The sequence below is a fragment of the Mycoplasma sp. CSL10166 genome, from assembly GCF_017116885.1.
In the GTDB taxonomy this organism is placed as follows: Bacteria; Bacillota_I; Bacilli_A; order Mycoplasmatales; family Metamycoplasmataceae; genus Mycoplasmopsis.
In genome coordinates this window covers 24,708-49,809 of the sequence record NZ_JAFIRF010000001.1, presented here as the reverse complement: position 1 = coordinate 49,809, position 25,102 = coordinate 24,708, and the positions used below count along the sequence as shown (strand labels likewise).

Below are 25,102 nucleotides of genomic sequence, written 5' to 3'. Positions count from 1 at the left end.
GAAATTAAGTAAAAAATAACATATAATTTAGTTATGATAAAAAACCAATATGATGCAAATAGTATTACAAAATTAGAAGGATTGGACCCAGTTAGAAAACGTCCTGGAATGTATATCGGAGGAACCGATGTAAATGGATTACATCACCTAGTATGAGAAATAGTCGATAACGCTATTGACGAATCTCTTTCAGGTTTTGCTAACCATATAAAAGTTATATTACGAAAAGATGGTTCGGTATTAGTTTCAGATAACGGTAGAGGTATACCTGTTGATAAGAAAAAAGGTGAAAACAAAACCGCAGTTGAAATTGTATTTACCGACCTACATGCGGGTGGTAAATTTAATTCTGGTACATATAAAACCGCAGGTGGTTTACACGGTGTCGGATCAACGGTAGTTAATGCTTTATCTACCAAACTAATTGTAACTGTTTCAAGAGATAAAAAAATATATAGAACAGCATTTGAACAGGATAAAATAATTGAAAGAACACATGTGATTGGAAATTCAAAAGAAAACGGAACGACTGTAGAGTTTTGGCCAGATTATAAAATTTTTAAAAAGGCTAAATTAAACATTCATACAATTTCTGAAAGATTACAAGAAAGTGCTTTTTTAGTTTCTAACTTAAAAATTGAGGTTTTAGAAGAAGAAACTAATTTTCACGAAATATATCAATATAATAACGGAATTAATTCTTTTTTAAATTTTATAAACGATGGTAAACAATATCTCACAAATCCCGCTTCTTTTAAAGAAGAAAAAAAAGATATTGAAGTAGAATTCGGATTTCAATGAACAGATTCATACTCAAATGTAATGTTAAGTTTTGTAAATAATGTTAAAACAAGAGATGGTGGAACTCATATTAAAGGACTTGAGAGAGGGTTATTAAAAATAATAAACGAATATGCTCAAAAAGAAGGTTATTTAAAAAATAAAGCTAATTTTGAGTTGAACGATATCAAAGAGGGTTGAACTTGTATTTTATCAGTTAAAATACCTGAAAACATCCTCGAATTTGTGGGTCAAACAAAAGATAAATTAGGTACACCTGAAGCAACCAGTGTTGTTGAGGATATAGTTTATAAACATATAGGTCTCTGGCTTTATGAAAATAAATATCAAATGAACCGCGTTTTAGATAAAATCAAAAACGCGTATGAAATTAGATTACAACAAAGAAAACTTAAGGATGATGCGAGAGTTTCCAAAAAGAAATTAAAAGAAAAAAGCGTAATAAGCGATAAATTAACTCCTGCAACGTCAAATAAATCATCTGAAAAAGAATTATTTTTAGTCGAAGGAGACTCTGCTGGAGGTTCTGCTAAAAGTGGGAGAGATCGTAAATTTCAAGCTATCTTACCTCTACGTGGTAAAGTAATTAATGCTGAAAAAAGCCAAGCATTAGATTTACTTAAAAATAACGAAATAATAACAATTATAAACGCTATTGGTGCCGGGTTTGGTAGTGATTTTGATGTTACAAAATCTAATTATAATAAGGTTATTATAATGACTGATGCTGATACTGATGGTTCCCATATACAAATATTATTATTAACTTTTTTCTATCGATTCATGAAACCTTTAGTAGAAAAAGGAATGGTTTATATTGCAATTCCGCCATTGTATAAAATTACTAATAAGACCAAAAAAACAATACAGTATGCTTGAGATGATGAAGATTTAAATAGGATAATTGAAAATCAAAAAAATATAGAATTACAAAGGTATAAAGGTTTAGGTGAAATGAACGCAGATCAATTGTGAGACACCACAATGAATCCTGAAACACGTACATTAATAAAAGTTACAATAGAAGACGCTAGTTTAGCAGAACGAAGAGTAAGTACTTTCATGGGTAAAGATGCTTCAAAACGTAAAATATGAATTGATAAAAATGTAAACTTTACACAAGAAGATACTGATTTTATGGAAAAAATGAAAAACATAAATTAGAGTGATATATTAAAATGCACTCTTTTTTTACTTTTAATTCCGTTAATAAATATATACATAGTATAATAAAATTAAGAAACGAGGTCAAATGACATTTAAAAAACTTTTTAAAATAATTGGTTTAACTATTGCTAGTTCTAGTTTACCAATTATCGCTATATCTTGCAATAGTTCAAAAGAAGATAATTTAGAAAATAAAGTATCTGAAAATAAAGAATCAAAATCAACAACCGAACAATCAAATACACCAGAATCTAATTCAACTAGCGAAGAAACAAAAGAATCAAACGAAGATAATTTAAATATTTCAAAAAAATATGTGTACGATGATACAAATGATTATTATGAAAGCGCAGATGGTTTATCAGGCCAAGAATTACTTAATGAAATAATTAGAATTCAAAAATCACACATGAAAGGTATTGGAACTTATAACGATCTAAAAAAACTTTATAACACAACAAACGCCTTTAGAGATATTTATTTTGAAAAAGATGACACTATATTAGATGTATACTCTGAAAATCCAGACGGAGAAGATCCATATAATTTTAAAGAATATATGACTAAAAACGGCGGGAGAGAAGGTGATGGTACTAATAGAGAACATATAATTCCTCAATCATGATTCAATAAAGAAAGTCCATTAAGAAATGATGGTCAATTTGTATGACCAACTGATATAAAAGTTAATAATAGAAGAAGTAATTATCCGCACGGTAATGTTGTTGAAGCATCTTACACTTCACAAAATGGATCTAAATTAGGTACTGATAGTCTTAAACAAACTGTTTTTGAACCTGTAGATAAATTTAAAGGAGACATAGCTAGAGCATATTTATATTTTATTGCAACATATAACGATAAAAATATCTTAAATAGAAATAGTATTTTCAAAAATAAATTCCCTTACATAGATGCATTTTTCCTAGATGTATATAAAGATTGAGATAAAAATGATACAGTAGACATCTTTGATATTACAAGAAACAATGAAACAGCAAAATTCGAAGAAATGAGAAACCCTTTTATCGATTATCCTAATTTATACGAAAATATTTTTGGTGAAAATCCTAAACCATTCCATAATAAGGGTGTTTTAGTTTCAATTCATGAATAATACGTTAATCGTATTATTTTTTAATCTAAAAAATAAGTAAATATATTATTATAAACTATTTTGTTTTAATTTAAAAAAATGATTAAAAAAGGTAAAAAATATGAAAAACAATAAAAAATAATAAATTTTTAGCATTTTCGGTGTGAATATTATATAATAATGTTCCAAGCTTAGCAATAGGTTTGGTACATTCCTGGCTAATTCTTACATAATAATTAGTCATAGTTTAAAAATTTAAAATATTTTAGTTTTTCTTTCTTGTTTATTTTTAAAGGTCAAATACTCTCTCTTTCTCGCCTTTATAAATTTCAAATAAAATAATAGTAATTATTATTACTCTTTTTCCTTAGTTTTTAATTAGTCAGGAATTGTAAACAGTATTTACATTTTATTAATAAGCTCCTTTAATTAGGAGTTTTTTTAAAACCCACTCATTTTTAATATGAGTGGGTTTTACATCTACATTTTAGAGATTAAAGTTCTATAATCTTGATAAATTTGAGAAATACTTTCATCTTCAAACGAAGCCTTTATAACTTTCGATAAAAATTCTGAAAGAGAAATTATTTCTAATTTTGTAAATCTTGACGCTAATTCATAATTATCAATACTATCTGTAATAATTACTTTTTCGACATTTGGGTTGTTTTCAAACATTTCAAATCCTTTTGTGAAAATTCCATGTGTTGCAGCTACAACAACTTTTTTTGCACCATTTTCCTTTAATGTATCAACAGCCTTCAAAATAGTTCCACCTGTATCAATAATATCATCAATAATAACGGCATTTTTATTTTCTATATTACCAAGAATACCCATAACCTCAGTTTTATTTACGTCGGTTCTTCTTTTATCAATAATACAAATTTGAACAGTGTCAGCAATTAATTCTGCTAATTTTCTTGCTCTAACAGTTCCGCCGTGATCCGGAGAAACAACAGTGAATTTTTCTTTCATATCTTTAAGTGCAATAGCAATAGGATATTGCCCCTTTAAATCATCTACAGGTATATCAAAAAAACCTTGTATTGATGGGTTATGTAGATCTACACATGTTATCTTTGTTGCTCCTGCAGTTTGTAATAAATCAGCCATTAACTTAGCACCTATTGGTTGTCTACCACTTGCTTTACGATCTTGCCTTGCATAACCATAGTAACTTAAAATAATATTAATAGATTTAGCGCTTGCTCTTTTTAATGCATCAATAAAAAGTAATAATTCAATTACATTTTCGTTTACTGGTCTGCTAGTACTTGCGATCACAAAAACATCCCTATTTCTTACAGTTTCACCCGGAACTAACATTGTTTCTCCATCTGCATAAACTGTTCTTTCAACTTTTGAAAGTGGCAACTGTAGTAATTCTGAAACTTTAGTTGCTAACTTAGTAGAATTATTCATTCCGAATAATACACAATCTTTTTTATTCATTTACTTCTTTTATTCCTTTTTCTTAATATTACAACTATATTTTACAATAAAAGCAAAAAATAAACGCAACTTTATAAAATAGTTACGTTTATTAATTATTCTTTTCAATCTAATAAATTTGGATGGGTCGGATTGCTGTTTATAGTTTCTCCGGTTATCTTACCATTTCTTACATGTATAACTTTATCAGCTATACGCTCTATATATTGGTTATGAGTAACCATAACTATTGTAATTCCATACTTTTTATTAATATCATATAAATAACTTAAAACTAATTTAGTAGTTTTATCATCTAGAGCACCGGTAGGTTCGTCTGCAAAAATAATATCTGAATTTTTAGAAAGAGCTCTTAAAATAGAAATACGTTGTTGTTGACCACCAGACATTTGTGAAGGATATTTATTTTTTACATCTTCCATATCAAAATCTTTAAACAATTGGTCAATATTTAATCTTTTTTCTTTGTTTTTTTGCAAATAAGCCCCTGTTTCAACATTATCGTAACCAGATAAATTTTGTAATAAATTATAGTTTTGAAATATAAAACTAACGTTTTTTCTTCTAAATAATGTTAATTGTAAATCGCTTAAATAAGGTAGGTTTGTATCAGAAACAATAATGTTTCCACGAGAAGGACGATCTAAACCACTAATTAAATTTAATAATGTCGATTTACCTCCTCCTGATTTACCAAAAATCATTACAAATTCACCTTTATTAATGCTTAGAGAAACATTTTTCAAAACACGAGTTACGGTGTTACCTGATAAATAATATTTACTTACGTTTCTAACTTCAATTATTTTACCTGGGTCATTTTTTAATGTTTTGAATTCATCTTTAGGTCTTCTTTTATTTGCTGCCCTATTAAGCTTTCTTGCAATTGCTCGATCAACAATCATTTTTGAATTCTTAGAATCTGAATCAAGAACTTCAAAAACATTTTTACGAGTAATTTTTTGATTTAAATTTTTTTTAGAAACAACAATAGGTTCTGAAGTGTTAATCTCTGAAGTTGATTCTATATTTTTATCGTTTTTTTCAGTCATTATTTTCCTTTCAATAAGTCAATGGCTTTTATTCTATTTATATTAAATCATGATAAAACAGCTGTAAGCACAAATATGCTTAATACTACAGTGCTTGTTAATAATATATTTAATGGCGACAATATTAGTGGAATTGAAATTGATGCCGCTGTAGTTAAGAAGGAAGTGAATACTACCATCATACCAAAAGCAATTGGCAATGATATTAAAATTGAAATTATTATAAATGGCACATAAATACCAAAGAACATTTTTATTTTTTCTTTACTGTTGTAACCTAAAATAGATCAAATAGCAATATTTTTCTCATTTTCATTAATTAATATTGTTGAAATAATAATTAATATTATTATAGAAATAATAAAACTTAAAGACGAAACAATTGTAACAATTGTCTGAACTGTTTTTGCAATATTTAAAGTAAATGATACTTCAATATCTTTAGAATCTATTGTATAGGCCGACGGAACATAAAGTTTATCCTCAAAAATATTTGCAAACTTTTCAATAGAATCAGCGGCCGCTGTTGTTTTTACTCTATTATATACGGATGCAAAATTATCGGTTTTTTTATTAAAGTTTGGATCTAAAAATTTTACAATATCATAAATATCATATCCTAGTGAAACCATAGCACTATCTACTAAGTTATTTGGTAATACTTCCTTAGAACCAAAAATACCATCAAATAAATCGTTTAAATCTTGTTGTGTTAATGATTTTGTTGAAAATGAATTAGCACTAGGTGAATAACCACTTAAAGAGTATAGCCCTGTAGACCATAATAATTGAATAGGTAATTTATGTCTAGATAAGATACCATTAAATTTATAATCTTCTGGATTTAAGTTACTAATTAATGATGCATATTTAGTATTTTTTATTTTTTCAAATTTTGAATCCACTAAATCTGTGATTCCAGTAATTTTATCCGCTGCATATTTAGGAATAATAAATTCATTATTGATATATGTTGGATTAATTGCATAAACTTTAAATTTATAATTATTTAATTGTTCTTCTACAGGTTTATTTAACAATTCATTGAATTTTGAAGTATATCTATTTGTTGTGTTTAAAACCTTTAAATTAACGATATCTCCAATATCCAATTTATATTTTTCTTTTGAAACATAATTAATAATTAAAGGTATTGGTTTAGAAACGTCTTTACCTTGATTTTCAAATATTTTATTAATATCAACAAGTAAATTAGAATCATTTTGATCTATTATTTTAATTTGCTTGCTATCTTCATTATAACCATATAATTTGATTTTTTCATCATTAATAACACTATCGACATAAGTATATATCTCATCAAATCTTTTGTCAAAATAAATACCATTAAACGAAACCATAAAATCAAAATCTTTATTTATTTTATAAATTTCGTTATACGCATTGACTAAAAATTCACGATATTCGTCTCTGTATTTTGATGTAGTTATATTTTCATGTGTGTAAGCTTTTTCTACATCGTTTCATTTCATGTAGTAAAACTTGCCTTTAATTACATCATTATTATCTGGAACATAAAGGAAAAAGTTTTTAATACCTTTTTTTCTAGTTTTTTCAACATCAACTTTAGGTGTATCATTTGCATTTTGTTGTTCTTTAAAAACAATATCTTTTTGTGTCAACATTAATGCATACCCAACATTATCATGCGATTTTATAACTCTAGATTTTTGAGAATCAGGTAATGAATTATAAACAACTTCAAAAGGATTAATAGAGACTGCCGAATCAACTGTTATATTAACAGAGAATTGGGTAATTAGGTGACCATCAAATGGATTAGGGATACCGTTTTTGTTTATACCATCTTTATTTATGTTTATCTCTTCAGAAACACCAGATTTGAAATAATCAGCATTGTATGAACTAATTTCTTTAACATCACCGACTGGAACATAAATATTATTACCAATATTTTGAGGATCTATCGTATTAATAGGACCGCCTTGATCTGTCGGTGAAACTAAATCAAATTTATAATTATATGATCTATTTTTGTAGGTATCTTGAATAGATTTTTCAAATACACCAAATGTTGCAAAACCAAACGTTGTGGTTATACTTGCTAAAACAACACTTATACCAAATGAAGTTAATTTTCAAAAACTATTCAACACTAAAGAGGCTCCAAATTTAGTTTTAACGCTTCGTCCTTTAAATAATGAAATATATTTTTTATAAAATTCACCAGTATTTAATTCTACTATTCCGGACATTAAATCAATTGATTTATATCTTAAAGAACGCAGAGAAATAGTAATTATTAAAAGTGACATAGATAATAAAGGAACAACAATGTTAACTATTAATGATAAAGGTGAAAAATCAAGAGTTTCTATTGGTATTGTTCAATAATTTTTAAGTATTTTTAATGAAACTGATTGCATTAAGAAACCAGTTATATATCCAAGTAAATTACCAGTAAAAATTGTAAAGAACGCAAAAACTACCATAGAAGCAGATATTTCTAAAGGTGTATAACCTTGAGCTACTAATATACCAATAACTTTATTTTTATTTGATATATATCTTTTAATAATAAATACTATCGATACCACAACAAGTGTTATCAAAATAATTAATAGTATAGTAGAAACCTTTGAAACTGAGTTGATTATAACTTCAATAGCGGTAATTCTAATACTACGCTCAGGATTGATTGGATCTAGCTCATTATAAAGAAAGACTCTTTGTAAATTAACAGTATTATCAATTTTTGATTGAACAAATATTTCTAATTCATTTTTAAGTTCTTCATTAGTTAGCCCACTTAGATTAGTATCATTTTTAACTGTTAAATATTCTTTAACTAAATTACCAGCATTCGCTTTTCTAATTCTATCAAAACCTTTATCGTTAACGTAAACTATCGCTTGATCTTCGACATTCAATTGAATATTATTTTCATCTTGAATAGGGTATAGATAATCAAAAGTTATATCATCACCTACAATTATATATTTAGAACCATTGATGTTTAATAAATATTTATCAGGTAATGAGTTAACAAGTTCTAATAATTCAATTGGATCTTTAGGAATAAAACCGTTATAAATTTCTTTATTATTTCTAGATAAGAAAGCGTAATTTACTTTTGCTAAATATGATGATGGTTGATCAAAAACAAGTATATTATTGATTTTTGTCAAAGAGGTTATTGAATTAACTAATTTAAATATATCATCAACTAAATGAAGTTCAAAAATATTATATAACTCTGGATTTTTGTTTGTCTTATTAATTAAATCAACAAATAAGTCATTATCCAAGGCAATACTATAAGTTAAATCACTTTCAATAGTAGGAATAATAACGTTTTCACTGAAAAAGGAATTTATAAATTTGTACGTTGACTCTTCCCCTTTTGAAAGTAATTCTTCTAAGTCAATTGTTTTATTAATCAAGAAATATCCAATATTAGAGTTATTGATTGCGCCTTTATTATCTCTACTTACGTCTGTTAATAATCATAAAACAACTTGTGGGTATTTTAATGTTAATAAAGGATTTATTAAAACATCTGAAATCCCAAGTTTTTCAATAGAATTAAATTTATATTCAGAGTTTAATAATTTATTGATTTTGTCTATATTCTCATAAATATATTTATTTGAAAAGATTTTGTGAATCAAATTATCAACAACTATAGAATGTAAATCATTATATCTTAATGTTTCGCCATCAATTTGATCGATATCACTATTTAATTTTGAGTACAATTTAGATGCACCAATATATGAAAATTGTTGTGAAAGCGCAAATTCATTTTCTTTGAAGAAAGTTTCGAATTCAGGAAATTCAATAATTAAATTAGCAAATAATTCGTTTTTATATCTATTATTTTCTTTTACAAAAAGCTCATCATTAATTTTAAAAGAATTAGATAAACCTTTTGTAATACCAAATTTAGTTTCTTCAGCTAAAGCAATATTTGCGTATGGTTCAAATAATTTAAAGGAATTAATATATTCTAAAATTTTATCATTATTAGCAAGTGATAATAATTTATCAGCAAACTCCATTTTTCTTTCGATAGTAATTTTAGAATTTTCAATTCCAAATAAATCAAATCAAATTTTAAATATTGGATAAAAATCTTTTAAGTAATTAAAAGAACCTTCTTTTAAAGTAATGAATTTACCTAAAGTTTTTGATATCAAACTATGAATTAAATTTTTATCAATATTTTGATAAAAAGCATAAAAGTTATATAAAGATGATAATGACTCGTTAAATTTACCATTTAATAAATGTTGTTTATTTAACTCAAACGAATTAACAACATCTGTTCAAACCTTTATTTTATTTTTAAATTCTGGGCTTGTAATATCTGTATCTTTGTTTCAATCAAAAATAAAATTTGCTACATTTTTATCATTGCTTGTAAGCTTTTCTCATTCAAATACTTCGTTTTTTTGAATTTTATTAATTAAATTATGTATTTGACTAAAATAATCACCTGATTCAAGCCTCGCAACTTCTGATGGATTATTTTTAGTATCAATATTCTTGTCGTTTTCGCTTAATAACCCAAGTAAATCAAAGTAATCTAGTTTTTCAGAGTCGTTTGAAGGAATTATTAAATACTCATTTTCTCCTATTTCAACACTCGAACCTTTAAAGGATAGGTTAAGCATATTAGCTATTTCTGTCTTAATACGTTTATTAGAACCTGGAAGATGAAATAAACTTTTTATAATAGAATAAATTATATCTGAAGTATTTAAGGAACCTGCTAAGTAATATCTTGTTACTTCAACATAATCATCAAATAATTTATTATATTCTGTTGCTTGTATATCAAACGGAAGTACTTTTATTTTGCTTTCCATTGTTTCTATAAATACATTTAAATCAAATAATTTAATAAAAAATTTTAAACCGTTAATTGTATTTTCAAATTTTTTCCCGTCGTTGTTATTGTTAACATCTATTAATTGGACTAAATCAATTATTTTAGATGGAATATTTCCAAATAGACTTTTACTAATATTTTTTAATGATTCTTCGTTTTTTAGTAACGAAGTATCAATATTATCTAAAATATTAATCAAGCTTGTTTTTAATAATTTTTGATCTATCGACTTTAATAATGATATGACTATTTCAAAAACACTTAATTTTCTTTGTCTTACAATACCATTATTATCTGTTTCACCTTTATTATATTTGTTTTGAAAAAAATCTTCCATCTGATCAGTAAACTTAATAAAGTCAATTGATTTTATTAAGTTGATAATATTATCAATAAATAAGATTGGATCTTTTGAAATTTTTGCTATTAACGAAGTGTTTATAACATCGTTTATGTTAAATTGAGAAAATAAACTAAATAAATTAAATAATTTACTTAATTCTGCCGCTACATACTCTTTTCTTATTTCTTCTGGTTGTTTATTAATGTATTCTTTTGCTTTTTGGAATATATCAATCAAAAACTTTTTAAAGTAATCACCTTTTTCATTGTGTGACATAACATAAATACCATCTAAAATCATTTTAGGTAATACTATTAAATTGATTTCACCACTTGAAAATATTTTAGCAAAATCGTTTTTATCAAAAGCTGTTTGTATAGCTTCTGTAAAAGCATAAATTGTCTCTTTCTGTATAAATCCATTTCTAACTATATCTGTTTTAAGAAAATTCTTTTCAATTTTTTCAACAGCTAATTTAAGTGTATTTTGTGTTAGAGCTTGGTTAAAAGATTCGGTTTCTGGACCTCTAAAACCAAAAGGTACATAAACATTATTTTTATAATTTGGAGAAATTTCAGCCCAAACAGGTTTGTTTATTTCTACTTTTAAGGTTAAACTATGTTTTCTTAAAAAATTTAAAAAATCTTGATATAAAATTAATCCGTCGTTAGCATATTCATCGCTATATTTGGAATTAATTCAACCAACTATTTGACCACTTTTATTATATTCTGGAGATAATAAATTAATAATATAATTATTATTTTTATCTTTTGATAAAGATATACCAATTTCAGCGAAAACATTATATTGATCAAATCCTAAATTAGCGTCATTTCTATAAAAAGCTAATTTATAAACTTTTTGTTTTACAACATTAACTTCGTTATTCAATTTATTAACAAAAACTACATTGTCAAAAGAAAAATCCGGACTAATATATTCATTATGAGGCAATATATTATCAAAAGATTGCTTAATAATTACAGAAGCAACATAAGGTGGTATTTCTTTACTTCTAAAATATTTAGCTATATCTTCTGAAATATTGTTTATTGGTGTAGGTTTTGATTGTTCATTTACTAATAAATCGTTATTATTTTGTATTCCATCAATCGTTCTGTTTGAATCTCCTAAATTCACAAAATGATAAACTTTTTTACCCTCGTTGTCATTAAATGAATCTATTGTTATCGATTCTCTAATACCTATATTTTGCGATGTTACCTTTTTTTCTGCAAAATTATAAATTTCTTTTTTTACAATTTCTAAGGCTCCGTCTTTAATTTTTTGAATCGCGTTTTTAGCAACATCTTTATCGGTTAGCTTAGTATATATATCATTATTTAAAGTGGGTATTTTTTCAATTTGTAAAATAGTTTTATACTCTCTTAAACTTCCGTAATTAGAAAAGTCTTTATTAAATAAAGAGAATTTAAAATTTTGAGGTTGTAATGATGGTTCTGATAATGTTATATTTTTAGTATTAATTTCATCGTAAGAAATATTTGGATATTGTTCACTAAGTAAAGTCATTTTATCAGATAGTTTTACTTGACCATTGTCATTATAATAATTTGATGTATAAACTAAAATTTCTTTGTTTCAGTATGAAAATTTACTAAAATCTAAAGGTAATTGTCCGCCATTTTCTATAATCAAACTTTCAACATAACTTTTATAAGCACCACTTCACTTATCCGCACTACCTTCAACAAAAGTTGTTTCATATAATTTTCTATTATAAAATGTCTTTTTTGTTAATTTAACTGCTCATTCAAGTGGTATTACGTATTCTTGTCCTTTTTTAAAAGTAATCTTTTCTTTTATAAAATAATTTACAGAATCAATACCAAAAAGATCCGCATAATTAATATTTTGTTTTAAATTTGTTGAATCATAATCGTTCTCATTTGCGGGCTTGTTATACAATTGTGGTGATATACTATCATCAATCATATAAACATAATCACTATTTTTAGATTTTTTTAATCCTAATAATTGTAGCGTCTTATCTTTATCAAGTCTTATGACTTGAACCGTCTCATCTCACTGATCTTTCTTCAAAACGTCAAATGTCATTTCGTGTGTATCAGGGTTAATAAACAATGATTGTAATTGAGAAAATAAATACCCTTCAGGATTGCTTGAAATTAATAAAACGTCAGATAAAGTATATTGTTTATCAAAACGAAATTCTTTATTGGTATTTATTGTTTTTGTCTTAGTTGATGGAACAAAACTACCGTTTGAGTCAACAGAATAAAGAGGATATGTTATATCATTTTTAAATACTAATTTTTTGTCATTTTCTGAATAGTCTAAATATAATAAGTCTTGGGACTCATTTGAAAGTTCAGAATTATAACTATTAATCAAATTTTTAAAATCATGACTTAGTAAATATTTGTTTCTTAAATTTACATCTATTTGGTCATTTTGAAAATTATTTAATTTAATATGTTTTTGGTTAATTAATTCAAAATTAATAGCATTACTTTGTTCGGTAGAATTTTTTTCTTCGTACCGAATTGATTTATCATAACTAGGTCCACCCTCAGATCTTGTTAGACCATTAATAAAATAACCATCATTAAAAGCATTACCATTAGTAGGTAAATTTAAGTCTACTGTTAAATCGTGTTTTTTTGAAACTGCTTTATATTTATCAAATTGCTTTTGAATACCTTTAGAAGTATCATTAAGCATAGTGAAAATAGCCGAAGTTAAGAAAATAAGTATTGTTAAACCCGCTACTGTAATTTTATTTTTAAATAGCGACCTAAAAACTTCTCTAAAAAGTTTAATCATATTTCTCCTTTTATAATGATAGTTTAAATTATATATATTTTTCTAATAAATTTAATAGTAATAATAAGGTGTAAAAAAAGAGGTGTTCAAACCTCTTTTTTATTCTTTTATGCCTTGTGTGTAGGCTTATAAGTTTAAACTTTAATTATTATTATCTTCTGACCTATCACTTGTGGTTTTTATTAATTCGTCTAAACTTAGTGTATTTTCTTCATTTATAGACTCTTCAGAAACTGTTTCAGGTAATTTAAGATTCTTAGCTATATAATCAATTTCTTCGGCTATAATTGTTTCTTTTTCAAGTAATGATGTTTTTATCAATTCTAAAAGTTCCATATTTTCATTGATAATTTTATGAGCATGATTTTGTGCTTCTAAGATAATTTTTCTAATTTCTAAGTCAATTTCATGGCTTATTTGATTTGATAAACTACTATTTGTGGCTAAAGTTTTTCCTAAGAAAGGACTACCTTCTTCGCTTTGATATTTAATTGGTCCTAAGTCACTCATCCCAAACTCTGTAACCATTCTTCTTGCTATATTTGTGGCTTTTTCTATATCATCAGATGCACCGGTTGAAATTTTATTTTTACCATAAATAATCTCTTCAGCTGCTCTACCACCCATAAAACTTGCTATCGAAGCAAGCAACTCTTCTTTAGAATAGTTGTATTTTTCGTTTTCGGGCATCATAAGATTATAACCACCAGCCTGACCTCTAGGTATAATAGTAATTTTTTGAACTTTGTTTCCACCGGGTGTTTTTAATCCAACAACAGCATGTCCGGCTTCGTGATATGCAACAGAAGTTAATTCTTCCTTTGTAATTGTTCTTGATTTTTTAGCAGGTCCTGCCATGACTCTATCAATTGCTTCATCAATTATTGATAAAGTTATCAAATTAGTTTTTTCTCTAATAGATAATAAGACCGACTCATTTATTACGTTTTCTAATTGAGCACCCGAAAAACCTGGTGTTCTTTTAGCAATATTTTTAAAGTCAATATCTGGGGAAAATCTTTTCCCTTTAGCGTGTAATTTTAAAATTTCAGCTCTTTCTGATACATCAGGTAAACCAACTGTAATTACCCTATCAAAACGACCTGGTCTAGTTAAAGCCGGATCTAAAACGTCAGTTCTATTTGTAGCCGCAACGAATAATAATCCAGAATTTTCCTTTATACCATCCATTTCAACTAACAATTGATTAAGTGTTTGTTCTCTTTCGTCGTGGCCTCCACCTATACCAGAACCACGAGTTCTACCGATAGCATCTAACTCATCAATAAAAACAATTGCAGGAGAATTTTTTCTAGCTTCCGCAATAACTTGTCTAACTCTTTTTGCACCCATTCCAACAAAAAGCTCTACAAAACTAGATGCAGAAACAAAATAAAATGGAACGTTAGCTTCACCGGCGGTAGCTTTTGCTAATAGAGTTTTACCTGTCCCTGGAGGACCGCCTAAAAGAATTCCGCGCGGCATTCTAGCGCCAGATTCTTCATATTTTTTTGGAAATTTTAAGTAGTCTACTATTTCAGAAATTTCTTCAATAGGCTCTTTGTTCCCTGCTACATCACTAAATTTTTTATCTGATTTGATTATTTGGGCAGGACTTTTATCACCAAAAGCTCCTCCGCCTTGACCGTTCATTGATCTCATTTGATATCTAGTTAATAACACAATTGCACCTATTAAAATCAAAGTCGGTACTAAAGATATAAAGAATGAACCTCACATACTTTGGGACGGAGTTTTTACTGATGATAAACCAATTAATGATTCGGAAGTTTTTGATAAGACTTCACTATTAGCACCTAAAAATGAATTATTAATTAATTCTGAAGATTGAGTATCAGAACCACCTAAAACAATTTTAAGCAAACTCAAAGATCCGTAAGTTTGAAAAGTTTTTAAACCTAATTGTCCATCATTAAAGGACCCTATTATTGTATTTTCGAATTGGTTTACGTTTATACCAATAAAATATTTGTCGTCACCTTCATTTGCAGCTGCTTCTTTAAGCTTATCAGCTAAAGCTGTAAGTGAAATTTGTTCGTATTTTTGACCAGAAGTCAATTGACTTCAAACAAAATAAATAATAATGCCTAAAACAACAACGAACAAAATACCTGTTCATATTTTTTTATTTCTCATTTATTCCTTTCATATATGTTATTTAAATTATAGAGTTTTTTATAAATAATTTTCAATTTTTTTTACTCAAATAAAAATTATTATTTAACTTATAAATTTTATTATTTGTTTTAGATAAAATAAATTTTATAATACTATTTATCTTCTGATTCGATAAATTTATTTCATGATTATTTTCGTTTAAGAATTTAAAAAGAACTTCATGTTTATATTTTAATGACCTAAAAAAATCAATTGAAAAATCTTTCTTTTCTCATTCATAATATTCTTTGTATATTTTGTATTTTTTAAACTTTAAAAATGAATTTTTAAAAATTATTTTGGCTAATAAAAATAATTTGTAAATTTTATATTTCTTTTTTAATACATTTCTTATTTTATTACGTGAGTATTTATTTGTTAAATTTGTATAATCAATATGAAAAGGAATTTTTTTAGATAGACATTTATTTTCTATTGTACTTTTAAAATACTTAAACAATAACGGTCTAATAATATTCATTCCATAAATATTATTTGTTCTTTTTATTCCGTAATATAGTGGTTTTCTACCACTATTAATTTGTAATATAGAAGTTTCTAAAAAGTCATCTATATTATGCGCAACTAATAATACATCACATTTTTTCTTATCATAAATTTCTTTAAAAAATGAGTACCTTTCATTTCTTGCTCATTCTTGAAAATTTCCTGAAATATAATCTTCCTTTTTTAATTCAAGGATTTGTAAATCTATATTGTTATCGAAACAAAAATTTTTAACTATTTTTTGGTCCTCATAACTATCTTTTCTTTGATTATAATTAACGTGCGCTACAACAACGTTTTTGTTTTTAAATTTATTCAAAAGAAACATACTATCCGGGCCGCCAGAAACAGCAATTAAATATTTTTTATTTCTTGTTAACATTGAATTTGTTCATTATTGTATAAATATCATTAAAACCAAAAGAAATTGCTGTTTCAGCCGCTAAATCAATAATAGGTAAAATTTTTTCCATTTCGCTTGAAGAAAATTTACCTAAAACAAAATCTTTAAGTTGACCTTGATGAGGAGCATTAATGCCAATTTTCATTCTTTTAAAATCTGAGGTACCCAAATTATCTATAATGCTTTTAACACCATTATGACTGCCTCCACTACCACCTATTTTTATTGTTGCTTTTGATAAATCATAATCTTTATCATCATGAATAATCATAATATCAGTACTATCTATTTTGAAAAAATTCTTTAATTGTTGAACGAAAGTACCTGATAAATTCATATATGTCATAGGTTTTGCAATAACTATGTCATCAACTTTAACAAAAACTCCGTTAAATTTTTCTTTGTTTAATTTAACATTTAATTTTTCACAAATTCTATCAATAATTAAAAATCCAACATTATGTCTAGTATATTTATACTCTTCTCCCGGATTTCCTAAACCAACTATTAATTTCATTATTCCTCCAAATCTAAAAATTCTTGCATATTTGTTATTTTATGTTCTTTTTTTGAAAACCTGTTAACAAAAATTGATGAATAAATATTATCATTAAGCGCAAAAATAGTTAAATCTTTTTTTGCTCTAGAAACAGCGGTATAAACAAGCTTTCTGTTGAGCATTCCTGAATGTTCTTTATAAACCACAAAAATAACAGATTCATTTTCACTTCCTTGAAATTTATGTACGGTTATAGCGTATGCTAAATTAATTTCTGCCGAAAAATCTTCTTTAGTATATTTAACATCTATTTCTTTTTCACCGATTTTAAATTTAACAAAAATTTCTTTTTCTGCTTTTGTTTCATCAATATAACTAATAACACCTAAATCACCGTTAGAAATGCCTATTTCGTTTTTGTTAACTAGTTGTATCACTTTATCTCCGACTTTATATTCAATAGTTTCTCCATTAATTTTAGAAACATGAACAACCTCTCCGCTTGGATTATATTTATTTTGAATAGCTTTGTTAATAGAATTAATACCAAAACTACCTCTATAAATAGGACACAATATAACTGTATTAAAAATTCCATACTTGCTAACTTTTTCAATAAATAATGATGATAAATCATCAAAAGGTTTTTTACTATTTCAAACGTTAACTTGATTTCCTGTAAAACCTTTCGCTATATATTCAATCCACGAATCAGAAAAATTATAAACAAATTCTTTATACGTATTTTCCGGATTTAGTAATAATTTTTGTTTATAATATTCAATAATTTCTCTGTCAGAAATAAACTCTATAAGTTTCTTGTTTATGAAAAATTTAAAAAAATCGATAAAATAAGGGTTTTTCAAATCTCCTAAAGCATTTATAAAATTTATATAATTTTTTATCTCTTCGGAATCACTTCGATAAATTTTGTTTAAGAAAACACATGGTATTTTCTTGCTTTCAATTAAATCATTTAAAATCACACCCGGTCCGATTGCAGGCAATTGATTAGAATCACCTATTAATATTAATTTTTGTAAATTGGAACAAGCTCTTAAAATTTTATAGAAAATATTAATATTCACCATGCTAAATTCATCTATAACTAAAATTTTAATATTATCAAAATCTATATCAGAAGGAACTTCCTCTTTATCATTTTTTATCTTTAAAAAACTATGTATTGTTCTGGTTGGAATTCCGTGTTTACTTGAAATATTTGAGGCTGCTCTACCCGTAGGTGCTAAAATATAAAAATCGTTTTCTTCTTTAAAATCATTTAATTTTAAGGTGCTATAAATGTGTTTTATTATTAAACTTTTTCCTGTGCCAGGCATACCGGAAATTATACTTACACCACAGTCAGAAACCATTTGATATGCTATTTTTTGATCGTCAGATAAATACTTTAATTCTTTTTGTGGTTCTTTTTGGAGAATTAAAACACTATTTTGATTGATAAAATTTATTTTGTCAACAATAAATTTTTCTTTCTCTCTCATTTCTATTCTTGAAACACAATTTTCTTTAATAAAAAGTTTACCATCTTTAATCTTGTTTATTATAAAACTATTGATTATTTCTTTAATTTCTATATCGCTTGATAAATTAGCAAATTTAATTACAGAAATAATCAAATCATTAATATTAATAAAAGTTGAATTATTTTCTTCCAAATTAAACATTGCGTAATCGATGTAAGCATAAATTCTCTGTTTTGAAAGGGTTTGATAACCTAAAAGTAAAGCGAATGTATCTACATCATTGATAGGTATATCATATTGTTCTCATAAATCGTATGGATTCTTGGATTTATATAACTCAATAAAATTTGGGTTCGAATCATTCTCGTGAATTTTTGTTAATAATGTAAATATTTTTTGTAAATCATTACCGAAAAAGAATTGGATGTTCTCTTGGTATTCTTTTGTGTTTTGATTAATCAAATCATTGATTTTTAGCATTTGCTTCTCGTTCTTCTTAAAATAACTCAATATCTTTTCGTAAGTATTCTTTGGAATTACTTTTAAAATTTCGATAGCTTTGCTTTCATCGAAAAAAACTTTTATAACATCTTTACCGAAAGCGTCTAATATTTTTTTACTTGTCGCTTTACCAACTGATGGTATTTTGTTAAGGTGAGTATTAATTTCAGAATTAATATCTATTTCAACTTTAACAGGAATATATTTAATCAATTTAAAATTTCTTTGTGCTTTTACAATTGTCACCTCATATTTTTTGTTTAGTTCAGGCATTTCTAATCCTGAACAATAAATCATGACATGTTCTCTTGAATTATCTTTTTTAAATTTAAAAAAACCTCAAGAGCCGTTATCTGGTCCTTTAAGTTTGTCGGTAAATTTTCCAATTAAAGTTTCGTCGTTTTTGTTTTTTGTTTCATCTTCTTTTTCGAATATCATATTATTAAATTATACATTTTTTTTGTAAATTTACTTAACAAAATAAATATTGGTTTTCCACATATTTATACACATATTTATAACAAGGATAATAACATATTTATCAACATATTTTTAAATGTGTGGACAAATCTATAAAAACACTATATTATAGACCAAAAAGTTGTTGATAACTTTATGAAAACTATGTTAATTAATTTTTACATAAATTATTAAGTTTTTATAAAGCAAAAAAAGTTATAAAATTAGTATATGAATTTAATAAATAAATATTCAAAAGAAAACGAAGAAAACGTTTTATCAAACTATACTGAACAAGTCAAAAATTTTATGAAAGAACAAATAAATGATAATATGATTTGAAAAACTTTTATAAAAAATTTAAGTATAACTAGTTATGATCAAAACATGGTAAAAATATATATACCCAACGTCAATGAAAATATTTTAAAAGGTCATCAAAAAAACTTTGATGATTTATACCAAAAATGTATTATTAAAATTTTTGGTAATCAGGCAAAATACGAATTAACCCACATTAGTAAATCAGAAGAAACTAAAAAACTTATAAAACAAAAAATAGAAGATAGTATAAAAGCTAATATTGCTACGAAAGCAGAAAAAAATCAATTATTAAATAACTTTCAAACAAACTATACCTTTGATAATTATTTAAAACTAGATTTCAATAAAGAAGCCATAGATATATGTAAGTCTATAATAAATGACAATAATGGGTTTTATATACTATATATTTCAGGGTCATCAGGTTTAGGAAAGAGCCATTTACTGCACGCTTTAGGAAACGAATTCAAGAACAATAATAAAAACGGTGTATATATAAGCCCTGAGTTATTTACAAGAAAAATTTCTGAAATGTATACAGAAAATAATTCCAAGAAGATTTCAAGTCTTTTAAATTTCTTTTCTAACTTGGATATAGTTATTTTCGACGATTTTCAAGTGTTTGCAGAAGGGCAAAAAAAACAAACAAAAAACTTTATATATCAAATACTTGATAACAGAATTCAAAACAATAAAATAACAATAATATCATCTGAAAATGAGCTATTCGAATTAGAAAATCAATTTGAAAATAAAATATATACAAGATTACAATCCGGATTAGTTACTAAAATAAACACGCCCACTGAAGAAGATATGAATAAAATGTTACTTTTCTTATTAGAACAAAGAAATTTTGATACATCCATTTTAGATAATAATTCAATAAATTATATAGTTAGAAATCATATTGGTTCTATAAGATCTTTAATAGGTGCTGCCAATAGAATAAATTTATTTAAAAGTTCTTTTAAAGAAAACGAATATGTAGAAGGTATTATTAAAAACATTTTTGAGAATGTTATAAAAAATAACGATAACATTTCTCACGAAAATATAATTAAGCACGTTGCAAAATATTATAGAGTAAGTTCAAAAGAAATATTAGGAAAATCTAGAAAAAAAGAAATAGTTATCGCAAGGCATTTATCAATAATAATGATAAAAAATATTTTAAACAAATCTTCTACGGAGATCGGTAAAATATTCAACAGAGATCATACAACTATTTTGAGTGCCTTAAATAAACTAAATGATGAGGCACAAGCTCTATCTATAAATAAAACTATGAACGAATTAAAAAAGGACATATATGGGAAAAAATAACTAGTTATTAACAATTAAATAAGTTGTGGATAACTTGTAAAAGTTAAAATAATGGTTAAAAAAGAGCATTTTTTCAACTTTTCAGTTATTTATTAACATATTAACAAAATATAATTATTTTAAAAAAATATTAAGGAGAAAACATGAATTTCACAATTAGTAAAAAAATAATAGACGAAGCAATAGAATTTTTATATTCGTTTATAGATCAAAGTGACTCTTATTTACCACAAAGAGGAATATATTTAGAATTAGATAACGAAAAATTAACATTAATAAGTACTAGTTCTTCTATTTCAGGAAAAAGAATAATTGAAGTTGATGAAAAAGATTTAAAAATAAAAAGAACAGGTAAAACACTATTAAATTCAATAATATTAAAAAATATAATTAAAAAATTTGATAAAGAAGTTACTTTTTCTGTTGAAGATAATGTTGTAAATATATTTGAGAATAAAACAAAATATACAATTACTCAATTAGATTATAATAAGTATCCTAAAATTAATTTTGAAGATACAGAGAATTCATTTGAAATAAGTTCTGAATTATTAAACAAAGTTATTAATGATGTTTACATATCAACCGCTCATTCAACAAATAACGAAAGATTGAATGTTGCTGTTTTTAGATGTATAAATATAAGCAGTAAAAGTGATGGTTACTTAAGATTCTTATCTACTGATTCATATAGATTATCTACTGAAAAAATAAAAATTAACAAAATAAATGATATTAATATCAATATCGATGCTAAAAATTTAAAAAAATTAATAACAAAAGGCGTTCCGGAAAAAATAAATATTTTCTACAATATTGATAAATTTGGAATTTCTTATGAAGGTTCAATTATACAAACATCAATATCAAAAATCAATTTTATTGATTTAAATAATTTATTAGAAATAAAATATAATAAAACTATTGAAATAGATAAAGATGAATTATTGAAATTAATAAATAAAGTTGTATTTCACAATACAGAAAAAGCTAAAAAATTACAATTTAGCATTTCTAAAAATTCTATAAATATTACTTTTGAAATACCCGAAATAGGAATTAGTGAAGTTTCTACTAACAAACACAATTTAGTTGGAAAAGACTTTGAAATTGATGTTGATTATCAATTTTTAAAAGATGCGGTTTCTGTTTTATCAAGCGGAATTATAAAGTTATATATAACAGAAAATGATGATAAAATATATTTAATTTCTGAAAACGAAAAAGATAATATTCAATTAATAACACCAATTAGGAAGTTTTAATGATAGTAAAAATAAGAGATGAATCAATTAAATTAGGTCAATTTTTAAAGAAAATTAGAGAAATATCAACTGGTGGTGAATCTAAATATTTTTTGCAAAACAATGATATTAAAATAAATGGTATAAAACCCGTGGGACGTTCAACTAAAATACATGTAGGTGATACTATTTGAATAAATGATACTTTAATAAAAGTTATTAAGGAAGATTAAAAGATGGATGATTTTAAAAATTTGTTTGATCTTTTTATTGAAGATAAAAATAAAGATTTTTTAATAACTATTAATTTTAATTTAATTAAAAATAAAATTAAAGAAAAGTGAATTGAATTAAACATTTTAAATTCTTTAATTAAACCCGGAAATAGAAGTATCGAAGAAGTAGAAGAAGAATTTAAAAATTTGGTTGAAAAATATAACGAAATTGTTGAAGTTTTACCTATATTACTAGGTATTACAAAGAATGAATTAAATCTATATAACAAAAAGGAGAATAAATTCGATAAAATTATTTTTAAAAAAAATAATATCGAAATAGATAAATATATGCTTTTATTTAAAGAAATAGGTTTTTTAAAATTATTTCAAAAAATCAAATTAAAAATATTATCGATTATGTTTTTGGTATATATGTTGGTTTATATAGCTCTTTAGTGAAAGTAAAAAATAAATAAAACAAAAAACTAAATACTCTTTTAAAGAAAGAATGTTTAGTTTTTTTAATATTTTAATAAAAACTTTTATATATTTTTAAATAAACAGTTTTTACTATTTTATATAATATTTTATATAAAATATTATGGAGGTATTTATGAAAAAAATAAAAATTAAAATAAGTGATATAGAAAAATTAGAATTCATAGTTGAAGAAGATGCTAAAAAGGGAGATTATTTTACATTAAGCGATTTATTAGATAACCAACAATCTATTATAGAAAGTGCAAAATCAGATTTAATTAAAAAGATAACTGATTCATCTAAGAATAATTGGGAAAAAGAATGAAAAGTACAATATGATAACCTTAAAAAGGTTGAGTTACTTGAAAAAATAAAAGAAAAAGAAGAAGAAGTAAGAGTAAAAACAAAAAAAGAACTTGAACAACAAAAACAAAACGAAATTAACGCTTTAAAAGATAAATTTAAAGAAGAATTAGCTAAAGAAATTCAAATTATCAAAGTAAAAGAAAAAGATTTACTAAACTTTGAAATAAACAAGTTAAAAGAAGAAAATATTAAACTTAGTCAAGAGTTAAAAAACAATGAAGTTGTTAAAAAACAAGAAATTCAAACACTTTTAAGTAAACAAGAAGTGTTGATTTCTCAAAAAACAACAGAAATAAATAATACATATCAAAACAAAATATTGACATTAGAAACAAATAAAAATAAACTAGAAGAACAATTGAAAATTGTTAAAGAACAAGAAACGCATAAATACGAATCACAATTAAATGAAATTAAAGCAAAATTAACAGAACAGTTCCATAATAAAGAATTAAATATGGCATCTGAATATCAAAAAACCATTGAAAAACTTAAGTTTGATAACGAGAGTTTAAAACAAAAAGAAAATGAATATAAACAACAAATTAATGCATTAGAAATATCTGAAAAAAAACATTTAGATATCATAAATAAAAATGTTGGATTTTCAACTAAACAAGTTGGTGAAAATTTTGAAAATAGTATTTACAATCTTTTAGAAGATAGTTTTGGTTTTATGGGTAACGAGATTAAGTTTTCTAAAACAACCGAAAATATAGATAGAACAAAACCTGATTTTGAAATTAATCTTTTTAAAGATAAAGAAAATATCGGAAATATTATTATAGAAGCAAAATCAAAACAAACTGAAACCGGAAGTACAACAAACAAAAAGCATTTACCTAAATTGTTAAAAGACATGAAGAATTACAAAGGAACTTTTGGTGTTTTAGTAACAGAACTTGAACCGGAACATAACTTTTTATTTAAAGTTTACGAGGAATATCCAAACATTTTTGTAGTTAGATTTGAAGGTTTAAAACCTTTACTGCAATTATTAATTAACTTTATTAAAGAAAGATCTAATTTTGATAATACACAACTAGATATTGAAGAGCAACGTAATTTAATTGTTGCTTGAAACGAAAAACACTTTAAAGCTATCGTTAAAGCTATGGCTAGAATAAAAGATGATTTTGATGATATAAATAAATTTGTGGAAAATATCCAAAAAAACTTAGATGATTTAAAAGGATCGTTAGAAATTTCGATTAGTAAGCACATTGACAGCTTTTCCAAAGCAATTGTAGGATCTGCAAAAAGTAAATTATACAAAAACATTAAAAATATTGAACCAAGATTAACTAAAGAAAATTCTAAATATTTGGAATTAGATTCATATCTTAAATTAGAAAAAGAAGAATAATTATTAAAAAACTCTAAATACCTATTTTGTTTAGAGTTTTTCTTTAATAAAAAAGTATTAAAAAACCCCTTTCGGGGCAAATTCGGCAGACTATTAAAGTCGCCTTGTTTTAGCACTTTACTATTCTTAAGCAATACAATAGA

Annotated in this window: 14 protein-coding genes; 7 read left to right on the top strand and 7 right to left on the bottom strand. The window is 25.0% G+C overall.

Translation table 4 applies throughout. The features are described from left to right. Positions 1–33: 33 nt before the first annotated feature. Together JXZ93_RS00165 and JXZ93_RS00160 are read left to right on the top strand one after the other, a co-directional pair. On the top strand, positions 34–1,965 hold the full coding sequence (locus tag JXZ93_RS00165) for a type IIA DNA topoisomerase subunit B (RefSeq protein ID WP_205852387.1): 1,932 nt from the start codon (positions 34–36) through the stop codon (positions 1,963–1,965). 88 nt (positions 1,966–2,053) lie between these two features. Then, complete coding sequence (locus tag JXZ93_RS00160) at positions 2,054–3,085, top strand: endonuclease (protein ID WP_205852386.1); 1,032 nt, start codon at positions 2,054–2,056, stop codon at positions 3,083–3,085. 459 nt (positions 3,086–3,544) lie between these two features. On the opposite strand, the gene JXZ93_RS00155 is transcribed toward JXZ93_RS00160, so the two are convergent. The 7 genes from JXZ93_RS00155 to JXZ93_RS04030 all read right to left on the bottom strand — a co-directional run bounded on the left by JXZ93_RS00155 (position 3,545) and on the right by JXZ93_RS04030 (position 19,614). Beyond that, on the bottom strand, positions 3,545–4,519 hold the full coding sequence (locus JXZ93_RS00155) for a ribose-phosphate pyrophosphokinase (protein WP_205852167.1): 975 nt from the start codon (positions 4,517–4,519) through the stop codon (positions 3,545–3,547). A gap of 95 nt (positions 4,520–4,614) precedes the next feature. Then, positions 4,615–5,571: an ABC transporter ATP-binding protein gene (locus tag JXZ93_RS00150; RefSeq protein WP_205852168.1), complete on the bottom strand. Its 957-nt coding sequence runs from the start codon at positions 5,569–5,571 to the stop codon at positions 4,615–4,617. After that, positions 5,571–13,601, bottom strand: coding sequence for an ABC transporter permease (locus tag JXZ93_RS00145; RefSeq protein WP_205852385.1), 8,031 nt, complete (start codon positions 13,599–13,601; stop codon positions 5,571–5,573). The genes JXZ93_RS00150 and JXZ93_RS00145 overlap by 1 nt, the downstream gene beginning before the upstream one ends. Before the next feature lie 141 nt (positions 13,602–13,742). Further along, the gene (gene ftsH / locus JXZ93_RS00140) at positions 13,743–15,758 is read right to left on the bottom strand and encodes an ATP-dependent zinc metalloprotease FtsH (RefSeq protein ID WP_205852170.1); all 2,016 of its coding nucleotides are present in this window, start codon (positions 15,756–15,758) and stop codon (positions 13,743–13,745) included. A gap of 22 nt (positions 15,759–15,780) precedes the next feature. Continuing rightward, a complete protein-coding gene (tilS, locus tag JXZ93_RS00135; protein WP_205852384.1) occupies positions 15,781–16,668 on the bottom strand; it encodes a tRNA lysidine(34) synthetase TilS in 888 nt (295 codons plus the stop codon). Next, entirely contained in the window at positions 16,652–17,206 is a 555-nt protein-coding gene (pth, locus tag JXZ93_RS00130; protein ID WP_205852172.1) for an aminoacyl-tRNA hydrolase, read from the bottom strand. Before pth ends, tilS begins: the two co-directional genes overlap by 17 nt. After that, the gene (locus tag JXZ93_RS04030) at positions 17,206–19,614 is read right to left on the bottom strand and encodes an ATP-dependent RecD-like DNA helicase (protein ID WP_205852383.1); all 2,409 of its coding nucleotides are present in this window, start codon (positions 19,612–19,614) and stop codon (positions 17,206–17,208) included. The genes pth and JXZ93_RS04030 overlap by 1 nt, the downstream gene beginning before the upstream one ends. Positions 19,615–19,866: 252 nt before the next feature. Between JXZ93_RS04030 and JXZ93_RS00120 the strand changes: the two genes are divergently transcribed. From JXZ93_RS00120 to JXZ93_RS04025, 5 genes are all read left to right on the top strand, one after another. Then, positions 19,867–21,285 carry a DnaA ATPase domain-containing protein gene (locus JXZ93_RS00120; RefSeq protein ID WP_205852174.1) on the top strand — a complete coding sequence of 473 codons (1,419 nt, stop codon included), beginning with the start codon at positions 19,867–19,869 and terminating at the stop codon, positions 21,283–21,285. Between the two features lie 143 nt (positions 21,286–21,428). Next, complete coding sequence (locus JXZ93_RS00115; protein ID WP_205852382.1) at positions 21,429–22,550, top strand: DNA polymerase III subunit beta; 1,122 nt, start codon at positions 21,429–21,431, stop codon at positions 22,548–22,550. Beyond that, positions 22,550–22,762, top strand: a complete 213-nt coding sequence (locus JXZ93_RS00110) for an RNA-binding S4 domain-containing protein (protein ID WP_205852176.1) — start codon at positions 22,550–22,552, stop codon at positions 22,760–22,762. Before JXZ93_RS00115 ends, JXZ93_RS00110 begins: the two co-directional genes overlap by 1 nt. A gap of 3 nt (positions 22,763–22,765) precedes the next feature. Beyond that, positions 22,766–23,203: a DpnII family type II restriction endonuclease gene (locus JXZ93_RS00105; RefSeq protein WP_205852177.1), complete on the top strand. Its 438-nt coding sequence runs from the start codon at positions 22,766–22,768 to the stop codon at positions 23,201–23,203. A gap of 157 nt (positions 23,204–23,360) precedes the next feature. Beyond that, complete coding sequence (locus JXZ93_RS04025) at positions 23,361–24,959, top strand: DUF2130 domain-containing protein (protein ID WP_205852381.1); 1,599 nt, start codon at positions 23,361–23,363, stop codon at positions 24,957–24,959. Positions 24,960–25,102: the final 143 nt, after the last annotated feature.